This is a genomic window from Rhodococcus sp. LMD, assembly GCF_056108245.1.
This window is the reverse complement of sequence record NZ_CM148557.1, coordinates 3,664,261-3,688,248: the sequence shown is the minus strand read 5'-3', so window position 1 is coordinate 3,688,248 and position 23,988 is coordinate 3,664,261. Positions and strand designations below refer to the sequence as shown.

The 23,988-nt window shown below is 71.4% G+C and carries 1 protein-coding gene (only partly in view); it reads left to right on the top strand.

All coding sequences use genetic code 11. The annotated features are described in order from the left end of the window. Nucleotides 1-23,988, top strand: the 3' portion of a protein-coding gene (locus ACWPQI_RS16845; protein WP_474738401.1) for a non-ribosomal peptide synthase/polyketide synthase. It extends 5,556 nt beyond the left edge of the window; the window shows 23,988 of its 29,544 coding nt (coding positions 5,557-29,544); its start codon lies off the left edge, out of view; the stop codon is at nt 23,986-23,988.

Below are 23,988 nucleotides of genomic sequence, written 5' to 3'. Positions count from 1 at the left end.
GATCTGTCGCCGATTCCGGCCTCGGAGAACGAACTGATCGCCGAGGTCCTGACGATGGCTTCGGCCGGGTTCGACGTGTCGACGCAGGTGCCGTTCCGGGCGCGGTTGTTCGAGGTGTCCGCAACCGAGCATGTTCTCGTCCTCGTCGTGCACCACATCGCGGCCGACGGCTTCTCCATGGGGCCGCTCACCCGTGACGTGGTGGTGGCGTACTCGGCACGGGCCACCGGCGGCGAACCGGAGTGGGAGCCCCTGCCGGTGCAGTACGCCGACTACGCGTTGTGGCAGCGGGAGATCCTCGGCTCGGAGGACGACCCGGACTCGGTCGTCGCGAGTCAGGAAGCGTACTGGAGCGGCGCGCTCGCCGGACTGCCCGACCAGCTCGACCTGCCGTCCGACCGTCCCCGGCCGGCGTCTGCTTCCAACGCGGGTGCGGTGCACGAGTTCTCGCTCGGACCGGAACTCCATGCCGCGATCGGACGGGTCGCACGTGAGCGCAACGCCACCCCGTTCATGGTGGTGCACGCGGCGCTGTCGGTGCTGCTGGCGCGGTTGTCGGGGACCGACGACATCGCCGTCGGCACCCCGGTGGCCGGTCGCGGCGAGCAGGAACTCGACGACCTCGTCGGCATGTTCGTCAACACCCTGGTGCTGCGGACCCGGGTCGAGGGTGGGGAGTCCTTCGAGGACCTGCTCGCGCAGGTGCGCGGCACCGACCTCGACGCGTTCGCGCACGCGGACGTGCCGTTCGAGCGGCTGGTGGAGGTGCTCAATCCCGCCCGGTCGACGGCGCGGCACCCGCTGTTCCAGGTCATGTTGTCCTTCCAGAACCAGGCGACGGGAGCCCTCGAGCTGCCGGGCCTGACCGTCTCGGGCCTCGACTTCGACGCCGCGACCGCCCGGTTCGACCTGCAGTTCTCCCTCGCCGAAACGACCTCCGAGACAGCCGATTCCGTCGGGTACGCGGTCGGGATCACCTATGCGACGGATCTGTTCGATGCGTCGACGGTGGCGGAGTTCGCGGCGCGGTTCGTGCGGGTGCTCGAGGAGGTGGTGGCCGATCCGTCGGTGGCGGTGGGGGATCTGGAGATCCTCGAGCCGGGGGAGCGGTCGCGGGTGCTCGAGGTGTGGAACGACACGGGGCATGCGGTGCCGGCGGTGACGTTGGTGGGGTTGTTCGAGGAGCAGGTGCGGCGGTCGCCGCAGGCGCCGGCGGTGACGTTCGACGGTGTGTCGCTGACGTACGGGGAGTTCGCCGGGCGGGTGCGGCGGTTGGCGCGGCATCTGGTGTCGGTGGGGGTGGGGCCGGAGTCGCTGGTGGGGTTGGCGATGCGCCGGTCGATCGATCTGCTGGTGGGGATGTATGCGGTGGTGGAGGCCGGGGGCGGGTATGTGCCGCTGGATCCGGATCAGCCGGCCGAGCGCAACGGGTACATCCTCGAGGTGGCGTCGCCGGTGGTGGTGTTGACCACGACGCGGGACGGGTTCGTGGTGCCGGGGGAGAGCTCTGTCCGCACTCTGGTGCTCGACGAGTTGGATGTGTCGGGGTACTCGGGTGCGCCGGTGTCCGATGCGGAGCGGCGGGCGCCGTTGCGGGGGTCGAACACGGCGTATGTGATCTTCACGTCGGGGTCGACGGGGCGGCCGAAGGGGGTGGCGGTCTCGCATGCGGCGATCGTCAATCGTCTGGTGTGGATGCAGGGGCGGTACGGGCTGACCGGCGCGGATGTGGTGTTGCAGAAGACGCCGTTCACGTTCGATGTGTCGGTGTGGGAGTTCTTCTGGCCGTTGCAGGTGGGGGCGCGGTTGGTGGTCGCGGCCCCGGACGGGCACCGCGACCCCGCCTACCTTGCTGCGCTGATGGCCGAGCAGTCCGTCTCGGTGGTCCACTTCGTGCCCTCCATGCTCGCGGTGTTCGTCGCCGAGCCGACCGTGGCCGACCTGCCTTCGCTCCGCTACGTCTTCGCCTCGGGTGAGGCACTGCCGGGCGCCGTCGCGGCGCGCCTGCGGACGCTGGTCCCGGGGGCGGCGGTGCACAACCTGTACGGGCCGACCGAGGCCGCGGTGGATGTGACGTTCCACGAGGTGACCGACGCGGATGTGGTGTCGGTGCCGATCGGTGCGCCGGTGTGGAACACGGGTGTGTTCGTGCTCGACGGGCGGTTGCATCCGGTGCCGGTGGGGGTGCCGGGTGAGTTGTATCTGGCGGGTGTGCAGCTCGCGCGCGGGTACGTCGGCCGGTCGGATCTGACCGCGGATCGGTTCGTGGCGAACCCGTTCGGGGCGGCGGGGGAGCGGTTGTACCGCACCGGTGATCTGGTGACGTGGACCGCCGGCGGGGAGCTCGAGTACCTGGGCCGCACGGACTTCCAGGTCAAGCTGCGTGGTCTGCGCATCGAACTCGGCGAGATCGAAGCCGCCCTCGTCGAACACACCGAGGCGGCCCAGGCGGTCGCGCTGGTCCGTGCCGAGCAGCTGGTGGCGTACGTCGTCCCGGCGGCCGGAGCGTTCGACGACGCCTTCGCTCGTCGCACCCTCGAGGCGCACCTCCCGTCGTACATGGTGCCGTCGGCGTTCGTGGTGCTCGCGGAGTTGCCGCTGAACGCGTCGGGCAAGCTGGACCGGAAGGCGTTGCCGGAGCCGGTGTTCGAGGTCAAGGCGTTTCGTGCCGCGACGACTCCGGTGGAGGAGATCGTGGCGAGTGTGTTCGCCGAGGTGCTCGGTCTCGAGCGGGTCGGTCTCGACGACGACTTCTTCGCGCTCGGCGGCAACTCGCTGATCGCCACGCAGGTGGTCTCGCGGATCGGGGCGGCGCTCGACGCGTCGGTGCCGCTGCGGGTGCTGTTCGAGACCTCCACCGTCGAGGCGTTCGCCGCGGAGGTCGGCCGCCAGATCGGTACCGGTGCCCGGCGCCCGCTCGAGGCGGCACCGCGTCCCGAGCGGGTGCCGCTGTCGCTCGCCCAGCAGAGGTACTGGTTCCTCAACCAGTTCGACACCTCCTCCGCGGTGGACAACATTCCCTTCGCGGTGCGACTCCAGGGCGAGCTGGATCTCGCCGCGATGCAGGCGGCGGTGCGCGACGTGATCGGCCGGCACGAGATGCTGCGCACCTACTACCCGGATCCCGACGGCGGACCGCACCAGATCGTGCTCCCCGTGGACGATGCGCTGCCCGATCTGACGCCGTACGACGTCACCGAGGACAACCTCACCGAGGAAATCGTCGCGTTCATGTCCACGACCTTCGACGTGACACGTCAGGTGCCGGTGGCCTCGCGGATCTTCCGGATCACCGACACCGATTACGTCCTGGCGTTCGTCGTGCATCACGTCTCCGCGGACGGCGCCTCGATGGCACCCCTCGCCCGCGACGTCACCATCGCCTACGAGGCCCGGTCCCGCGGGGAGACCCCGGGGTGGGAGCCGCTGCCCGTCCAGTACGCGGACTACGCGTTGTGGCAGCGCGACGTCATCGGTTCGGAGGACGATCCCGACTCCGTCGCCGCGCAGCAGATCGAGTACTGGAAGCGGACCCTGGCCGGTCTGCCCGACCAGATCGATCTCCCCGCCGACCGCCCACGACCTCCGCGTCAGAGCTTCCGTGGCGACTCGCTGCACTTCACCGTCGACGCCGAGTTGCACCGGGGTCTGCAGGATCTGGCACGCCGCCACAACGCCACGCTGTTCATGGTGGTGCACGCCGCCCTGGCGACCCTGATGGGACGGCTGTCGGGTACCGAGGACGTCGCGATCGGTACGCCGATCGCGGGCCGCGGCGAGCGGGTGCTCGACGATCTGATCGGCATGTTCGTCAACACGCTGGTCTTCCGCACCCGCGTGCAGTCCGATGTCGCATTCGACGAGTTCCTGGCTCAGGTCCGGGAGACGGACCTCGGTGCGTTCGCGCACGCCGACGTGCCGTTCGAGCGCCTCGTGGAGGTGCTCAATCCCGTGCGGTCGACGGCCCGGAACCCGCTGTTCCAGGTGGGCCTGTCCTTCCAGAACCTCGCACAGACGAAGTTGGAACTGCCGGGGCTGACCGTCTCCCCGACCAACTTCGAGCTCGAGCTCGCCAAGACCGACCTGCAGCTGACCGTCTTCGACCGCTACGACGAGGACGGGACGCCGGCTCGAATCGACGCGACGTTCACGTGTGCGACGGACCTGTTCGACAAGGGCACCGTGGCCGGTTTCGCGGAGCGGTTCGTGCGGGTGCTCGAGGCGGTCGTGGCGGATCCGTCGGTGGCGCTGGGGGATATCGAGATTCTCGACGGGGCCGAGCGGGTGCGGGTGCTCGAGGCGTGGAACGAGACCGGTCACGAGGTGGATGCGTCGGCGACGTTGGTGGATCTGTTCGACGAGCAGGTGCGGCGGGCCCCGCAGGCGCCGGCGTTGGTGTTCGAGGGGCAGGCGCTGAGTTACGGCGAGTTCGATGCGCGGGTCAATCGCCTTGCCCGGCACCTGATTTCTGTCGGGGTGGGGCCGGAGTCGACGGTGGCGCTGGCGATGCGCCGGTCGGTGGAGTTGCTGGTGGGGATGTACGCGGTGGCCAAGGCCGGCGGTGCGTATGTGCCGCTGGATCCGGATCAGCCGGCCGAGCGGACCGGGTACGTCCTCGAGGTGGCGGCGCCGGTGGTGGTGCTGACCACCGGGCGCGACGGGTTCGAGGTGCCGGGACAGACGATCCCGATGCTCAGCCTCGACACCCTCGACCTCGGTGAGCTGTCGGGTGCTCCGGTGGCCGATGCGGAGCGGCGGGCGCCGTTGCGGGCGTCGAACACGGCGTATGTGATCTTCACGTCGGGGTCGACGGGTCGGCCGAAGGGTGTGGCGGTGCCGCACGGGGCGGTCGTGAACCAGTTGGTGTGGAAGCGGGCGGAGTATGCGCTCGGTGCCGACGATGCGGTGCTGCTGAAGACGGCGGCGACGTTCGATCTGTCGGTGTGGGAGTTCTGGTCGGCGCTGGTCTGTGGTGGCCGGGTGGTGATCGCGGCGCCGGACGGGCACCGCGACCCTCGCTACCTCGCCGGGCTCATGGCCGAGCAGTCCGTGACGACGCTGCACGTGGTGCCCTCGATGCTCGAGGCGCTGCTCGTCGAGACCGGCGGAAGCCTGGCGAACTCGCTGCGGCAGGTGCTCGCGATCGGTGAGGCGTTGCCGGCGGCGACGGCGGGTCGGTTCCTGGCGCACAACGCGGCCCGGTTGGACAATCTGTACGGTCCGACGGAGGCGGCGGTGTCGGTGACCTTCCACGAGGTCGACGACGCCGCGGGTGTGTCGGTGCCGATCGGTGTGCCGGAATGGAACTCGCGGGTGTTCGTGCTCGACGGGCGGCTGCGGCCGGTGCCGGTCGGGGTGCCGGGTGAGTTGTATCTGGCGGGTGCGCAGCTGGCCCGCGGTTATCACGGGCAGGCGGATCTGACGGCGGAGCGGTTCGTCGCGTCCCCGTTCGGTGCCGGTGAGCGGCTCTACCGCACCGGTGACCTGGTGCGGTGGGATGCGGCGGGCCGGCTCGAGTACGTGGGCCGCACGGACTTCCAGGTCAAGGTGCGTGGTTTCCGGATCGAGCTCGGCGAGATCGAGGCCGCGCTGCGCGGACTCGGCAGCATCCGGGACGTGGCGGTGATCGCGCGCGACGACGACCGCGGCGGCGCGCAGCTCGTGGCCTACGTCGTTCCGGCCGGAAGTGCGGAAATCGATGCGGCACAACTCAAGTCGTCCCTGGCGCAGCAGTTGCCGTCGTACATGGTGCCGGCGGCGTTCGTGGTGCTCGAGGCGCTGCCGCTGAACGTCAACGGCAAGCTCGACCGCAAGGCTCTGCCCGCGCCGGTGTTCGAGGCGCGGGAGTTCCGGGCTCCGACCACCGTCACGGAGGAGGCGGTGGCGCGGGTGTTCGCCGAGGTCCTCGGTCTCGAGCAGGTCGGTCTCGACGACGACTTCTTCGCCCTCGGCGGCAACTCGCTGCTCGCCACCCAGGTCGCCTCCCGGCTCGGTGCCGCTCTCGACGTCCGGGTGCCGATCCGCGCGCTGTTCGAGTCGCCCACCGTCGAAGCCCTCGCGGTGTCCGTCCAGCATCAGAGTGCCGACGCACGGCGCCCGCTCGAGGCGCGGCCGCGTCCCGAGCGCATCCCGCTCTCGCTCGCGCAGCAGCGCATGTGGTTCCTCAACCGCTTCGACACGGACACCGCCGCGTACAACGTGCCGATGGCGATCCGGCTGACCGGGACGCTCGACGTCGCGGCGCTGCAGGCGGCGGTCGGAGACCTCGTCGCCCGGCACGAGATCCTGCGCACCTACTACCCGGAGACGGCCGACGGCCCGATCCAGGTCGTCGTGCCCGCCGCCCAGGCCGAACAGGACCTCACCCCGGTCCCCGTCGCCGAGAACGAGATCCTTGCGGCCGTCCACGAACTCGGGTCCACCACCTTCGACGTCACCACCGAGGTGCCGTTGCGGTTGCGGATGTTCCGGCTTGCCGACAACGACCACGTGCTCGCGCTGGTCGTCCACCACATCTCGGCCGACGGTTCGTCGGCGGGTCCGCTCACCCGGGATCTGATGCAGGCCTACATCGCGCGCTCGCAGGGCGAGTTCCCGGCGTGGGCACCGCTGCCGGTGCAGTACGCGGACTACGCGCTGTGGCAGCGGGAGGTCCTCGGCTCCGAGGACGATCCCGAGTCGATCGCGGCGAAGCAGGTGGCGTACTGGAAGAAGGCCCTGGCCGGTCTGCCCGACCAGCTGGACCTGCCCACCGACCGGCCGCGTCCGGCCGTGCAGTCCTTCGCCGGCGCCCGGACCGGGTTCGCCGTCGACCCCGAACTGCACGCCCGCCTGATCGAGCTCGCGCGTCGCAGCAACACGACGCTGTTCATGGTGATGCACACCGCCCTCGCGGTGTTCCTCGCACGGATGTCCGACACCGACGACATCGCGATCGGCACGCCCATCGCGGGCCGTGACGAGCGGGCCCTCGACGACCTCATCGGCATGTTCGTCAACACCCTGGTCTTCCGGACGCAGGTTCGTCCGGATGCGGCGTTCGAGGAACTGCTGGCGCAGGCGCGCGAGGCCGACCTGGGCGCATTCGCCAATGCCGACGTGCCGTTCGAGCGGCTCGTGGAGGTCCTCAACCCCGTCCGCTCGACCGCGCGGCACCCGCTGTTCCAGGTGGGCCTGTCGTTCCAGAACGTCGCTCAGTCCCGCCTCGAGCTGCCCGGTCTGACCATCGCGAACGTCGATGCGGACATGGAGATCTCGCAGTTCGATCTGCATCTGATCGTCACCGACCGGCACGCCGAGGACGGCGCCGCGGCCGGCGTGACCGGCTTCTTCACCTACGCCACGGACCTGTTCGACGAGTCCACGGTGGCCGGATTCGCCCGGCGCTTCCTGTGGTTGCTCGAGTCCGTGGTGGCGGACCCGGCGCTGCCGGTGGGCGACGTGCCGCTGCTCGACGACACCGAGCGGCTCCGGGTGCTCGAGGGCTGGAACGACACCGGTCACGCCGTCGACACCTCGGCGACCCTCGCCGACCTGTTCGACGCGCAGGTGCACCGCACCCCCGACGCCCCCGCCCTGTTCTTCGCGGGCGAGACGCTCACCTACGGCGAGTTCGACGCCCGCGTCAACCGGCTCGCCCGGCACCTGATCTCGACGGGGGTCGGTCCCGAATCGACGGTCGCCCTGGCGATGCGCCGATCGACCGAGCTGCTCGTCGGCATGTATGCCGTCACCAAGGCCGGTGGCGTGTACGTGCCGCTCGACCCGGACCAGCCGGCCGAGCGGACCGGATACATCCTCGATGCCGCGGCACCGGTGGTGGTACTGACCACCGAGCGGGACGCGTTCGAGCTACCGGGGGACAGCTCTGTCCCGCACCTGGCGATCGACACGGCCGACCTGGCGCACTACACCGGTGACCCGGTCACCGACGCCGAGCGGCGGGCGCCGCTGCGGGCGTCGAACACCGCGTACGTGATCTTCACCTCGGGGTCGACGGGCCGGCCGAAGGGGGTGGCGGTCCCGCACGCGGCGATCGTGAACCAGTTGCTGTGGAAGCGCGAGCACTTCGGGCTCGGGTCGCAGGACGCGGCGCTGCTCAAGACCGCGGCGACGTTCGACCTGTCGGTGTGGGAATTCTGGTCGGCGCTGGTCTCCGGTGGCCGCCTGGTGATCGCCACGCCGGACGGCCACCGCGATCCCGGCTACCTGAACACCCTGATGGCCGAGCAGGCGGTCACCACCCTGCACGTGGTGCCGTCGATGCTCGAGGCGCTGCTCGTCGACTCCGACGGGGTGCTGCCCAGGTCTCTGCGCCGGGTGCTCGCGATCGGTGAGGCGCTGCCGGCGGCGACGGCGCAGCGATTCCTGCAGCACAACACCGCGCAGCTGGTCAATCTCTACGGCCCGACCGAGGCCGCGGTGTCGATCACCGCGGGCGAGGTGGCCGATGTCTCCGGGGCCTCGGTGTCGATCGGCGTGCCGGAATGGAACTCGCGGGTCTACGTGCTCGACGGGCGTCTGCACCCGGTGCCGGTCGGGGTGTCCGGCGAGCTGTATCTCGCCGGTGCGCAGTTGGCACGCGGCTACCACGGCCGTGCGGATCTGACGGCGGAACGGTTCGTCGCCTCGCCGTTCGGCGACGGCGACCGGCTCTACCGCACCGGCGACCTCGTCCGATGGGACTCGGCCGGGCGCCTGGAGTACCTCGGCCGCAGCGACTTCCAGGTCAAGGTGCGCGGATTCCGGATCGAGCTCGGCGAGATCGAAGCCGCGCTGCGCGGTGCCGACGACGTGCGCGACGTCGCGGTGATCGCCCGGGAGGACGATCGGACGGGCACGCAGCTCGTGGCGTACCTGGTGCCGGAGGCGGGCGCGGTGCTCGACCTCGCGCACGTGAAGTCCGGGCTCGCCGGGGCGTTGCCGTCGTACATGGTGCCGGCGGCGTTCGTGGTGCTCGAGGCGCTGCCGCTGAACGTCAACGGCAAGCTCGATCGCCGGGCGCTGCCGGAGCCGGTGTTCGAAGCGCGCGAGTTCCGCGCTCCGAGCACCCCCGTCGAGGAGATCGTCGCGGGCGTGTTCGCCGACGTGCTCGGTCTCACCCGGGTCGGTGTCGACGACGACTTCTTCGAGCTCGGCGGCAACTCGCTGCTCGCCACGCAGGTCGTCTCCCGCATCGGCGCCGCGCTCGACGCGAAGATCCCGGTCCGGGCCGTCTTCGAGGCGACCACGGCCGGGGCGCTCGCCGTCGCGGTCGAGCAGCACGCCGGCGGTGGCGGGCGTCCGCCGCTGGTGCCGCAGCCGCGGCCGGACCGGGTGCCGCTGTCGCTGGCCCAGCAGCGCATGTGGTTCCTCAACCGGTTCGACACCGAATCGGCGGCGAACAACATCCCGGTCGCCGTCCGGCTGACCGGCATGCTCGACGTGGACGCCATGCGGGCCGCGGTGCGCGACGTCGTCGCCCGGCACGAGGTGCTGCGCACCGTCTACCCGGAGTCCGACGGGCACGCCTACCAGGTGGTCCTGCCGGTCGCCGAGGCGGCACCCGACCTCACACCCGAACCGGTGTCCGAGGCCGACCTCGTCGCCCGGGTCACCGAGGTGGTCTCCGCGGGCTTCGACGTCACCGACGAGATCCCCTTGCGGGCCAGGCTCTTCCGCGTCGCCGACGACGATCATGTGCTGGTGTTCGTCGCGCACCACATCAGCGCCGACGGCTGGTCCATGGCACCGCTGACGCGCGATGTGATGATCGCGTACGTCGCGCGCGCGGCCGGGCACGAACCGAACCGGGCGCCGCTGCCGGTGCAGTACGCGGACTTCGCGCTGTGGCAGCGTCAGGTGCTGGGCGCGGAGGACGATCCGGACAGCCTCGTCTCCGCGCAGGCCGACTACTGGAAGCGGACGCTCGCCGGCCTGCCCGACGAGCTGAACCTGCCCACCGACCGGCCGCGACCGTCGGTGCAGGCCTTCGAGGGCGGCAAGATCGAGTTCCGCATCGATGCGGGCACCCATCGGCAGGCCGCCGACCTCGCCCGGCGCAGCGGCACGACGCTGTTCATGGTCATGCACACCGCCCTCGCGGTGTTCCTGGCGCGCATGTCCGCCGCCGACGACATCGCGATCGGCACGCCGATCGCCGGCCGCGGTGAGGCCGAACTCGACGAGATGGTCGGCATGTTCGTCAACACCCTGGTGTTGCGCAGCCACATCGACGCCGACGCCGGGTTCGCCGAGCATCTCGGGCGCATCCGCGAGAGCGATCTCGAGGCGTTCGCCCACGCGGACCTTCCGTTCGAACGGCTCGTCGAGATCCTCAACCCCGAGCGGTCCACGGCCCGGCACCCGCTGTTCCAGGTCGCCATGTCGTTCGAGAACCTGCCCGAGACCGGCCTCGAACTGCCCGACCTGAGCGTGTCCACGGTCCCGTTCGACGTCGACAGCGCCAAGTTCGACCTCGCGCTGACCCTGCGGGAGCACACCGCGGCGGACGGCGGGCCGGACGGGATCTCTGCCGAGTTCACCTACGCGCGGTCCCTGTTCGACGCCGACACCGTCGAGGGCTTCGCCGCTCGATTCGCGCACCTCCTCGACGCGGCCGTCGCCGACCCGGCACTGCCCGTCGGTGACCTGCCGCTGCTCGAGCCGCACGAACTCGAGCGGCTGACCCACGTGCGCGGTACCGACGTCGTCAGCGGCGGAACCCTCGCCGACCTCCTGACGGCCGGCGCGTCGCTCGACCCGGACGCGACCGCCGTGCGGTACGAGGGACGGTCGATCACCTACCGCGAGCTCGACGAGGACTCGTCCCGGCTCGCGCGGCTGCTGGTCGAGCGCGGCGTCGGCCCCGAGAACATCGTGGCCGTGGCGTTCCCGCGCTCCTACGACATGGTCCGGGCGGTGTGGGCGGTGGCCAAGGCCGGTGCCGCACACGTGCCGGTCGACCCGTCGTACCCGCCGGAGCGCGTGCGTTACATGCTCTCCGATTCCCGTGCCGCCCTGGGCATCACGGGAACCGCTCACCGGCCCGGCCTGCCCGACGACGCGGAGTGGCTGGTCGTCGACGAACCCGGCCTCGCCTCCGACGTCGCGACCCGGTCGGCGGCCCCGGTCACCGACGCCGACCGTGTCCGGCCGCTGCGCCCGCAGCACCCCGCCTACCTGATCTACACCTCGGGGTCGACGGGCCGGCCCAAGGGCGTCGTGGTCACCCACACCGGTCTCGGCGGCCTGCTGGACACGATCATCGACCTGTACGGCCTGACGTCCCGCTCCCGGTTCCTGCACATCATGTCGCCGAGCTTCGACCCATCGGTGATGGAGTGGATCGCGGCGTTCTCGCAGGGCGCGACGCTGGTCGTCGTGCCGTCGACGATCATCGGCGGCCCCGACCTCGCGGACTTGTTCCGCACCGAACGCCCCACCCACACCATCATCACCCCCGCGGTGATCGGCACCGTCGACCCCGACGGCCTCGACAGCCTCGAGGTGGTCGTCGTCGGCGGTGAGGCACTGCCGCCGGAGCTGGTGAACCGGTGGGCGCCCGGCCGCACGCTGCTCAACGGCTACGGCCCGACCGAGGCGACCGTCATCTCGACCTATGCGCACGTTCTGCCGGGAGACCCGATCACGATCGGCGGGCCCGTGCGCGGCACGACCGCCCTCGTCCTCGATTCCCGGCTGCGCCCCGTCCCCGTCGGCGTCGCGGGTGAGCTGTATCTGTCGGGTGCCGCCCTTGCCCGCGGCTACCACCGGCGTTCGGTGCTCACCTCGGAGCGGTTCGTCGCCGATCCGTTCGCGGCGGACGGTGCGCGGATGTACCGCACCGGCGACATGGTGCGCTGGCGTGTCATGGACGACGACCGGCTCGAGCTCGAGTTCGTCGGGCGCAGCGACTTCCAGGTCAAGGTGCGTGGATTCCGCATCGAGCTCGGCGAGATCGACTCGGCGCTGACGTCCCACGAAAGTGTGGAGTTCGCGGCCACGCTCGGCCGCACGACACCCTCCGGCGGCACCGTGCTCGTCTCGTACGTGCTGCCCAAGGCAGGCGCGACGGTCGACACCGCCGCGCTGACCGAGTTCGTCGGCCGGTCGCTGCCGGCGCACATGGTGCCGTCCGCGATCGTGGTGCTCGACAAGATCCCGCTGACCCCGGTCGGCAAGCTCGATCGCGACGCGCTGCCCGAGCCGGAGCTCGAGGAACGCGAATTCCGTTCCGCGAGTACCGACCTCGAGGAGATCATCGCCGAGGTGTTCGCCGAGGTGCTGCGCCTCGACCGGGTCGGCGTCGACGAGTCGTTCTTCGCGCTCGGCGGCGACAGCATCGTGTCGATCCAGCTGGTCTCGCGCGCCAAGGCCCGCGGTGTCGTGTTCACCCCCCGGGACGTGTTCGAGCGGCGATCCGTCGCCGGGCTCGCCGAGGTCGCGACCCGCACCACCGCGGGGGAGGGCCCGGGCGGTCTGAAGGAACTGCCCGGCGGCGGCGTCGGGGAGGTCCCGCTCACCCCGATCATGCGTGAGGTGCTCGGCTGGGGTGGCGGCTTCGACCGCTTCTCCCAGTCGGTGGCGGTGACGTTGCCGAAGGACATCGACCGGGACGTGCTGGTGCGCACCGTCGGCGCCGTCGTCGACCACCACGACGCGCTGCGGTCGATCCTCGAGTACGACGCCGACGGCGCCCCCGCGCTGCGGGTGCGGGCCGCCGGCACGGTCGACGCCGACGAACTCGTCACCCGCGTCGAGGTGCCCGCCGACATCGACGCCGCCGCGCTCACCGCGGTCGCGTCACGCGAGCTCGACGCCGCGCTCGACCGGCTCGCGCCCACCGAGGGACGCGTTCTGCGGTTCGTGTGGTTCGACTTCGGACCCGGCGACCGCGCCGGCGTGCTGCTCGTCGTCGCGCACCATCTCGTGGTCGACGGCGTCTCCTGGCGGATCCTGCTGCCCGACCTCGCCGTCGCGTGGGGTCAGACGGCCGCGGGACAGGACGTCGCGTTGCCGGCCGTGGGCACCTCGCTGCGCCGCTGGGCCCACGGTCTGGCGGACGCGGCGCGCGCGCCGGAACGCCGGGCGGAGCTCGAGCTGTGGCGGTCGGTGCTCGACGGACCCGATCCGCTGCTCGGCGCTCGTGCGTTCGACCCGGCGGTCGACGTCGCGTCGACCGTGCAACGGCTGGAGGTGACCGTCCCCGCGGCCGACACCGAGTCCCTGCTGACCTCGGTGCCCGCGCTGTTCCACGGCAGCGTCAACGACGGGCTCATCGCCGCTCTCGGCCTGGCCCTGACCCGGTGGCGACGCGACCGCGGCATCGACGCGAAGTCCGCGCTGCTGAAGTTCGAGGGCCACGGCCGCGAGGAGACGGTGGTGCCGGGCGCGGACCTGTCGCGCACCGTCGGCTGGTTCACCAGCGCCCATCCGGTGCGGGTGGACCTGACCGGTATCGACGTCGACGACGCCTTCGGCGGTGGCACCGCCATGGGATCCGCCGTCAAGGCGGTCAAGGAACAGCTCCTGGCGATCCCGGACAAGGGCATGGGCTACGGCCTGCTGCGCCACCTCGACCCGGTCGGCTCGCAGGTCCTGTCCGGCTACACCACCCAGCCGCAGGTGAGCTTCAACTACCTCGGCCGTGTGTCGGCGGCGGACGTGCCCGAGGAACTCGCCGCGATCGGCTGGGTTCCGACGGACGCGCTCGGTGGGGTCGACGCCGCCCTCGACGCGGACATGCCCGCCAACGCCGTCGTCGACATCAACGCGATCGTGTCCGACGGTGCGGACGGACCGCAGCTCGCGGCCGGATTCGCCTACCCGACCGGACTTCTCGGCCCGGACGACGTCGAGTCTCTCGCCGCCTACTGGGTGGACGCGCTCGCGGCGCTGGCCCGGTACGCGAGCGAGCCCGGCGCCGGCGGACTGACCCCGTCGGACGTGCCGCTCGTGTCGGTGACCCAGCAGGACCTCGAGGCGTGGGAGGCGCGCTTCCCGTCGGCGACCGACGTGTGGCCGCTGTCGCCGCTGCAGTCGGGCCTGCTCTTCCACGCCCTCATGGACGAATCCAGCGTGGACGTCTACACGATCCAGGCCGTGCTCGACCTCGACGGCGTGGTCGATCCGCAGCGGCTGCGCGGCGCGGCGCAGGCGCTGCTCGACCGGTACCCGAACCTGCGGACGGTGTTCGTCAACGACGCCGCCGGTGCCGCGGTGCAGGTGGTGCTGTCGGATGTGCGGGTGCCGTGGCGCGAGGCCGACCTGTCGCAGCTCGTCGCCGACGAGGGCGTGCGCGCGACGGTGCCGTTCTGGCGGGAGGAGCAGGCGCGCCGGTTCGCGATGGACGAGGCGCCGCTGATCCGGTTCGTCCTCGCGTCGCTCGGCGGGGGCCGCTACCAGCTCGGCGTGACCGTGCATCACATCCTCGTCGACGGCTGGTCGATGCCGCTGCTGATGCAGGACATGATGATGCTGTACGCCACCCGCGGGGACGAGTCGCCGCTGCCTCGGGCCCGCTCCTACCGGTCGTTCCTGGCGTGGGTCGCCGAGCGTGACCTCGACGCCTCCCGCGCCACGTGGGCGCGGGTGCTCGACGGGTTCGAGGAGCCGACGCTGCTCGCCCCGGCGACCGACCGGCACCCCGGTGCCGAGGGCGCCGACCGCGTACGGCTGCTGCTCGACGACGACCGCACGGCCGAGATCGCCTCGGCCGCAGCCCGGCTCGGGGTCACCGTCAACACCCTCGTCCAGGCGGCCTGGGGTGTGCTGCTCGGCCGGTCGACCGGACGCGACGACGTCGTCTTCGGCGCCACCGTGTCGGGCCGGCCGGCAGACCTGCCCGGTGTGGAGTCGATGGTGGGCCTGTTCATCAACACCCTGCCGGTGCGGGTGACGTTCGATCCGCAGGAGCCGATCGAGCGGTTCCTGCATCGTCTGCAGCGGGAACAGGCGGAGCTGCTCGAGCATCATCATCTGGGACTCACCGAGATCCAGCGGGTCGCCGGGCCGGCCGTCGCGTTCGACACCCTCACGGTGTTCGAGTCCTACCCGCTCGACGAGAAGGGGCTGGCCGAACAGGCGGCGTCGATCGACGGCATGTCGGTCACCGGTGTCGGCACGAACGACGCCACCCACTACCCGCTGAGCCTGTTCGTCCACGTCGGATCCGGCATGGAACTCGACCTGCGTTACCAGCGTCGGCTGTTCGACGCACGGCAGGTCGAGACGCTGCTGTCGCGGTTCGTGCGCGTCCTCGAGACGATCGCCGGGCAGCCGGCGCTGCCGGTCGGCGACGTCGAGCTGCTCGATCCGGCCGAGCTCGAGCAGATCCTGCACGGGTGGAACGCCTCGGACCATGCTCTCGACGGCACCGAGTTGTTGCTGTCCCGGTTCGGGGCGCAGGTCCGGCGCACCCCGGATGCGGTGGCGCTGGCCTACGAGGGGGCCGAGCTGACGTACGCCGAGTTCGGCGCCCGTGTCAATCGGCTCGCGCGGCACCTGATCTCGCAGGGTGTGGGACCGGAGTCCCTGGTGGGCCTGGCGATCCGGCGGTCGTTCGACCTGCTGGTGGGCATGTACGCGATCGTCGAGGCCGGCGGCGCGTGGGTGCCGATCGATCCGGATCACCCGGTCGACCGCGTCCGGCACATCCTCGACACGGCCGATCCGGTGTGCATCGTCACGACCGCCCGCGACGAGTTCACCGTCCCCGACGGACTCACCGTCGACGCCGTCCTGGTCGACGAGCTGGACCTGTCGGCGATCTCGGATGCGCCCGTCACCGATCGGGACCGGCGGGCGCCGCTGCGCCCGGACAACACGGCCTACGCCATCTTCACGTCCGGTTCGACCGGCCGGCCCAAGGGCGTCGCCGTCACCCACCGCGCCATCGTCAACCAGACGGCGTGGATGCTCGACGAGTTCGAGATGACGGCGCGGGACGTCTACCTGCAGAAGACGGCCACGACGTTCGACGTGTCGCTGTGGGGCTTCTTCATGCCGCTGAGCGTGGGGGCGAAGCTGGTCGTGGCGACACCCGACGGGCATCGTGACCCCGTCTACGTGGCGGACGTCATCGCCCGCGAGAAGGTGACGATCACCGACTTCGTGCCGTCGATGCTCACGGTGTTCGCCGCCCACGTCGACCGCGAGTCGTGCACCACGCTGCGCCACATCTTCGTGATCGGCGAGGCACTGCCGCCGGAGACGATCGAGGGCGTGCGGCGCATCAGCACCGCCGCGATCGACAACCTCTACGGCCCGACCGAAGCGGCGGTGTCGGCGACGTTCTGGCAGGCACCGGCCGACGGACCGGTCGACGTGGTGCCGATCGGCGTCCCGGAGTGGAACGTGCGGGTGCTGGTCCTCGACGGCCGGCTGCGGCCGGTGCCGGTCGGTGTCCCGGGTGAGCTGTATCTGGCGGGCGTGCAGCTGGCACGCGGCTACGTCCGTCGCCCGGACCTGACCTCCGACAGGTTCGTCGCGAACCCGTTCGGGGCGCCGGGGGAGCGGATGTACCGCACCGGCGACCTGGTCACGTGGAACGAGGCGGGGGAGCTCGAGTACATCGGCCGCACCGATTTCCAGGTCAAGTTCCGCGGTCAGCGCATCGAGCTCGGCGAGATCGAGACGGCGTTGCTGGCGCACGAGTCGGTGAACCAGGCCGCGGTGCTGGTCGTGCCGACCCCGACCGGCGACCAGCTCGCCGGGTATGTGGTTCCCGCCCCGGGCCGCGAGGTGGATGCCGGCGAGGTGATCGAGTTCGTGTCGCGGACGCTGCCGTCGTACATGGTGCCGGCGGCGATCGTGGTGCTTGCGGAGTTCCCGCTGAACACCTCGGGCAAGCTCGATCGCAGGGCGCTGCCGGCACCGACGTTCGCCGCGCGCGAGTTCCGGGCACCGACGACCCCGATCGAGGAGATCGTCGCGGGCATCTTCGCCGAGGTGCTCGGCGTGGAACGGGTCGGTCTCGACGACGACTTCTTCGCGCTCGGCGGCAACTCCCTGATCGCCACCCAGTTGGTGGCGCGTCTGGGTGCGGCGCTGGATTCGCGGGTGCCGGTGCGGGTGCTGTTCGACGCCTCCACGGTCGAGGCGCTCGCGGCGCACGTCGAGCAGCACGCCGGCTCCGGCGGGTCGGTGCCGCTGGTGGCCGGGCCGCGGCCGGATCGGGTCCCGCTCTCGCTCGCGCAGCAGCGCATGTGGTTCCTCAACCGCTTCGACCCGGAGTCGGCGGCCTACAACCTGCCGGTGGCGCTGCGGCTGTCGGGCCGGTTGAACGTCGCCGCGCTGCAGGATGCGATCCGGGACGTGTTCGCCCGGCACGAGGTGCTGCGCACGGCGTACCCGGAGACCGAGGACGGCGCGGTCCAGGTCGTGCTGCCGGTGACGGCGGTGGTCCCGGACCTCACGCCGGTGGCCACCAGCTGGGACGAGGTGGCCGACCGGATCCGCGAGCTGGCCTACACGGGGTTCGACGTGACGTCGGAGGCCCCGATCCGGGTGCGGTTGTTCACCGTCGGCGAGGACGAGACGATCGTCGCGTTCGTCGTGCACCACATCTCGGCGGACGGCTCCTCGATGGGGCCGCTCACCCGCGATCTGGTGACGGCGTACGTGGCCCGGTCGACCGGCAACGCCCCGGACTGGATGCCGCTGCCCGTGCAGTTCGCCGACTACGCCCTGTGGCAGCGACGGGTGCTCGGCGACGAGAACGACCCGGCGTCGGTGGCCGCGAAGCAGGTGACGTACTGGAAGCAGGCCCTGGCGGATCTGCCGGACCAGCTGGATCTGCCGACCGACCGGCCGCGGCCGGCCGTGCAGTCCTTCGCGGGCGGCAAGATCGACTTCACGATCGATGCCGATCTGCACCGGAAGCTGGTCGAGCTGGCCCGCGGCCGGGGCGCGACGTTGTTCATGGCCGTGCATGCCGCGTTCGCGGTGCTGCTTGCGCGGCTGTCGGGCACCGAGGACATCGCGATCGGCACGCCGATCGCGGGTCGCGGTCAGCGTGAACTCGACGATCTGATCGGCATGTTCGTCAACACGCTGGTCTTCCGTACCCGGGTCGAGTCCGGTGCGTCCTTCGCGGACCTGCTCGATCAGGCGCGGGAGCGGGACCTGCAGGCCTTCGCACACGCCGACGTGCCGTTCGAGCGCCTGGTGGAGGTGCTCAACCCGGAGCGGTCGACGGCCCGGCACCCGCTGTTCCAGGTGGGCCTGTCGTTCCAGAACCTCGCGACGACGAGTCTCGAGTTGCCGGGACTGACCGTGTCCGGTGTGGACGCGGATCTGCAGACCTCGCAGTTCGACCTGCACCTGGTGGTCACCGACCGGTACGCCGACGACGGTGCTCCCGAGGGGATCACGAGCGTGCTCACGTACGCCACGGATCTGTTCGACGAGCCGACCGTCGTGGTGTTCGCCGAGCGGTTCGTGCGGGTGCTCGAGGCGGTCGTGGCGGATCCGTCGGTGGCGCTGGGGGATATCGAGATTCTCGAGGCGGCCGAGCGGGTGCGGGTGCTCGAGGCGTGGAACAAGACCGGTCACGAGGTGGATGCGTCGGCGACGTTGGTGGATCTGTTCGACGAGCAGGTGCGGCGGGCACCGCAGGCGCCGGCGTTGGTGTTCGAGGGTGCGACGCTGAGTTACGGCGAGTTCGATGCGCGGGTCAATCGCCTTGCCCGGCACCTGATTTCTGTCGGGGTGGGGCCGGAGTCGACGGTGGCGCTGGCGATGCGCCGGTCGGTGGAGTTGCTGGTGGGGATGTACGCGGTGGCCAAGGCCGGCGGTGCGTATGTGCCGCTGGATCCGGATCAGCCGGCCGAGCGGACCGGGTACGTCCTCGAGGTGGCGGCGCCGGTGGTGGTGCTGACCACCGGGCGCGACGGGTTCGAGGTGCCGGGACAGACGATCCCGATGCTCAGCCTCGACACCCTCGACCTCGGTGAGCTGTCGGGTGCTCCGGTGGCCGATGCGGAGCGACGGGCGCCGTTGCGGGCGTCGAACACGGCGTATGTGATCTTCACGTCGGGGTCGACGGGTCGGCCGAAGGGTGTGGCGGTGCCGCACGGGGCGGTCGTGAACCAGTTGGTGTGGAAGCGGGCGGAGTATGCGCTCGGTGCCGACGATGCGGTGCTGCTGAAGACGGCGGCGACGTTCGATCTGTCGGTGTGGGAGTTCTGGTCGGCGCTGGTCTGTGGTGGCCGGGTGGTGATCGCGGCGCCGGACGGGCACCGCGACCCGGGTTATCTGAACACCCTGATGGCCGAGCAGTCCGTGACGACGCTGCACGTGGTGCCCTCGATGCTCGAGACGCTCCTCGTCGACGGCGAGGACCGTCTCCCCGCGTCGGTGCGACGGGTCCTCGCGATCGGTGAGGCGTTGCCGGCGGCGACGGCGGGTCGGTTCCTGGCGCACAACGCGGCCCGGTTGGACAATCTGTACGGTCCGACGGAGGCGGCGGTGTCGGTGACCTTCCACGAGGTCGACGACGCCGCGGGTGTGTCGGTGCCGATCGGTGTGCCGGAATGGAACTCGCGGGTGTTCGTGCTCGACGGGCGGCTGCGGCCGGTGCCGGTCGGGGTGTCCGGCGAGCTGTATCTGGCGGGTGCGCAGCTGGCCCGCGGTTATCACGGGCGGGCGGATCTGACGGCGGAGTGGTTCGTCGCGTCCCCGTTCGGTGCCGGTGAGCGGCTCTACCGCACCGGTGACCTGGTGCGGTGGGATGCGGCGGGCCGGCTCGAGTACGTGGGCCGCACGGATTTCCAGGTCAAGGTGCGTGGTTTCCGGATCGAGCTCGGCGAGATCGAGGCCGCGCTGCGCGGACTCGACGACGTGCGGGACGTGGCCGTCGTCGTCCGCGACGACGACCGGGTCGGACCCCAGGTGATCGCCTATGTCGTGCCGCAGCCCGGCGTCGTGCTCGACGTCGCCGACGTGAGCACCCGCCTCGGACGGGACCTGCCGTCGTACATGGTGCCGGCGGCGTTCGTGGTGCTCGAGGCGCTGCCGCTGAACGTCAACGGCAAGCTCGACCGCAAGGCGTTGCCCGCGCCGGTGTTCGAGGCGCGGGAGTTCCGGGCCCCGACCACCGTCACGGAGGAGGCCGTGGCGCGGGTGTTCGCCGAGGTCCTCGGTCTCGAGCAGGTCGGTCTCGACGACGACTTCTTCGCCCTCGGCGGCGACAGCATCGTCTCGATCCAGTTGGTCTCGCGCGCGAAGGCCCGCGGCGTGGTGTTCACCCCGCGGGACGTGTTCGAACGCAAGACCGTCGCGGGGCTGGCGGAGATCGCCACCCTCACCGGCGGTGCCGAGCGCACACTGACCGAACTGCCCGGCGGCGGCATCGGGGACGTCCCGTTGACTCCGGTGATGCGTGCAGCCCTCGAGGCTTCCGGCGACGTCGATCGGCTCGCCGTGTCGACGGCGGTGACCCTGCCCGCCGGCGTCGACGCCGACGCGCTGGCCGGTGCGGTCGGCGCGGTCGTCGATCACCACGACGCGCTACGCGCGATCGTCGAACGTGACGCCGACGGTGCCGTCACCCTGCGGGTGCGGGCCCCCGGCACCGTCGACCCGGAAACCCTGCTGGCACAGGGGGAACCGGCGCCCGGCGTGCCCGACGACCTGCAAACCCGCGCCGAGCGGGCCCTCGCGGCGGCGGTCGAGCGACTCGACCCCGCCGCGGGCCGGATGGTGCAGTTCGTCCGCATCGACGACGGGCGCGGCGAGACGTTGCTGATCGTCGCCCACCGTTTCGTCGCCGACGACACGTCCCGGCGCATCCTGATCGCCGATCTGGCCGCCGCGTACGACGCTCTCGCGGCCGGGCAGCCCGTGGTGCTGCCGCCGGTCGGGACCTCCCTGCGCCGCTGGGCGCACGGGCTGGTCGAGGCGGCCGGCCGCACCGAGCGCCGAACGGAACTCGACCGGTGGCGGTCGATCCTGGACACGCCGGACTTCCCGATCGGGGACCGTCCGCTCGATCCCGCCGTCGATGTCGGCACCACGGTCGAGCACGTGCACACCACGGTGCCGGCTGCGGACGCGGAGGCACTGCTCGTCGCGGTGCCCGAGCGGTTCCACGGCACCGTCCGCGACGGTCTGGTCACCGCGCTGGGTCTGGCCCTGGTGCGGTGGCGCCGGGACCGGGGCATCGACGAGACGGCCACGCTGCTCGAGCTGGACGGGGACGGACGCGACTCCACGGTGGTCCCCGGAGCCGACCTGTCTCGGACCGTCGGATGCCTCACCATCTCCTTCCCGTTCCGTGCGGGATTCGGAGGGATCGACGTCGACGACGCGTTCTCCGGGGGACCGGCGATGGGCGCCGCCGTCAAGGCGGTCAAGGAACAGCTGCGGGCCCTGCCCGACGACGGTGCCGGCTTCGGTCTGCTGCGGTACCTCGACCCCGACTCCGCCGGGGATCTGAGCGCTCCGCGGCCGCAGGTCGCCCTCCACTTCGGCGAGCCGGTCGCGTCCGTCGAGGGCGGCGCGTGGTCCCCGACGGCGGCACCCGGCGACCGGACCGTCCGTCCCGCCGGGACGCCGGTCACCACGACCGTCGACGTCACCGCGACCGTCTCGTACGGACCGGACGGCAGGCGGCTCGAGGCGCACTTCGGCTTCCCCGCCGGGGTGGTCGAGCGCTCGGAGATCGAGGAGCTGGCCCAGCACTGGCACGAGGCGCTCTCGGCGCTGGCCCGCCACGTCCGCGGGCCGGGCGCCGGCGGCCTGACCCCGTCGGACGTGCCGCTCGTCCCGGTCGCCCAGCACGACCTCGACGTGTGGCAGTCGCGGTACCCCTCGGTGACCGACGTGTGGCCGCTGTCGCCGTTGCAGGCGGGACTGCACTTCCACGCGCTCATGACCGAGGCGAGCGTGGACGTCTACACGATGCAGGCGGTGCTCGAGCTCGGCGGGGCGGTGGATCCGCAGCGGCTGCGCGCCGCGGCGCAGGCACTGCTGGACCGGTACCCGAACCTGCGGACGGTGTTCGTCACCGACAGCGGCGACCCGGTGCAGCTGGTGCTGGGCGACGTCGAGGTGCAGTGGCGGCACGAGCACCTCGGCGACCTCGCCGAGGACGCCCGCGACGCCGAGCTGGCCCGCGTCCTGCGCGACGAGCAGGTCCGGCGCTTCGACCTCGGCCAGGCTCCGCTGATCCGGTTCCTGTTCGTCGACGTGGCCGAGGGTCGTTCGCTGCTCGCGGTGACGGTCCATCACATCCTGCTCGACGGCTGGTCCATGCCGGTCCTCATGCAGGACCTCATGGCGCTGTACGTCACACGCGGGGATGTCACCGCGCTTCCCGCCGCCCACTCCTACCGGGAGTTCCTCGAGTGGCTCACCGAACAGGACCGGGAGGCGTCGCTCGAGGTGTGGGCGAAGGCACTCGCCGGTGTCGAGGAACCGACGGTCCTCGCCCCGTCGGTGCGCCGACCGGACGCGGACGCCATCTCCTCGGTGCACGTGGTGTTCGACGAGGAACGTGCCGCGGCGGTGTCGGCCCTGGCCTCGAGCCTCGGCATCACCGTGAACACCCTGGTGCAGGCGGCCTGGGCGGTGCTCCTCGGCCGGATCGTGGGTCGTTCCGATGTGACCTTCGGTGCCACCGTCTCCGGCCGCCCGGCCGAGCTGCCCGGCGTCGAGTCGATGGTCGGTCTGTTCATCAACACCCTGCCGGTGCGGGTGGACACGGACGACGACGAGACGATCGCGCAGCTGCTGCGTCGCGTGCAGGCACAGCAGGCGGACCTGCTCGGCCACCACTACCTGGGTCTCACCGAGATCCAGCAGCGGGCCGGCGGCCGGATCGGCTTCGACACCCTGCTCGTGTTCGAGTCGTACCCGATCGACCGGGCTGCCCTGTCGGCGGCCGCGACGGACCTCGACGGGATGACCGTCAGGGACGTCCGGCTCGACGACGCGACGCACTACCCGCTGACCCTGCTCACCCTCGCGCAGTCGGAGATCGTGTTCACCTTCAAGTACCTCGAGCGGTACTTCGACGAGTCCGAGGTGAACGTGCTCTCGCAGCGGTTCGTGCGGGTCCTCGAGGCATTCGTGGCCGATCCGCAGGCCGTGGTGGGAGACATCGACCTCATGGACGCGGCGGAGCGGGCGCACCTCGTCGCCGAGGCCGAGCCCGCGGCGGCTCCGGTCACGAGCACCGGCCGCACGCTCGCCGCGGTGCTGGCGAACGTGGTCGAGGAGGATCCGGAGGCCCCGGCCGTCGCCGTCGACGGCACCGAGGTGCCGTACCGCGAACTGGACGCGCGGTCCTCGCGGCTGGCGCGGGTGCTCGTCGCGCGGGGTGTCGGTGCCGGCGACGTGGTCGCCGTCGCCGTCCCTCGGTCGGTCCGGTCCGTGGTGGCGCAGTGGGCGGTCGCCAAGACCGGGGCGGCCCTGCTGATGGTCGATCCCGCCGACCCGGCAGCCACGATGCCGGACCCGGCCCGGGTGACGCTGGGTCTGACGGTGACGGGCGTCACCGGCCTGCCCGCCGTCCCGTGGCTGCAGCTCGACGACGAGGAGCTGCGTGCCGAGCAGGCGGCGCAGGCCGCGCACCCGGTCTCCTACGCCGACCGGCTGCGCCCGGTCGAGCCCGAGAGCCCGGCCCTGGTGACCGCGACGCGCACGCTCACCCAGGCGGAGGTGATCGACCGGATCGGTGAGCTGCGCGAGCGGTACGGCCTGACGTACGAGTCGCGCAGCGCCGCGGTCGGCTCGCCGGCGGCGGAGGGCGGGGTCCTCGAGCCGCTGCTGGTCACGGCGACCGGCGCGACCGTCGTCGTGGTGCCGGAGGGCGCCGACTCGGGGGAGGCCCTCGACGCGGCCCTGTACGACGAGTGGGTCACCCACGCCCACCTGACCGCCGACGCGCTCGACACCCTCGAACCCGGGGGACTCGAGGATCTGGCGGTGGTGGTCGTCGTCGACCGCGCACCGGACGAGTTGCTCGAGCGGTGGCGCGCGGCACATCGGGTCGTCGTCGTCTGA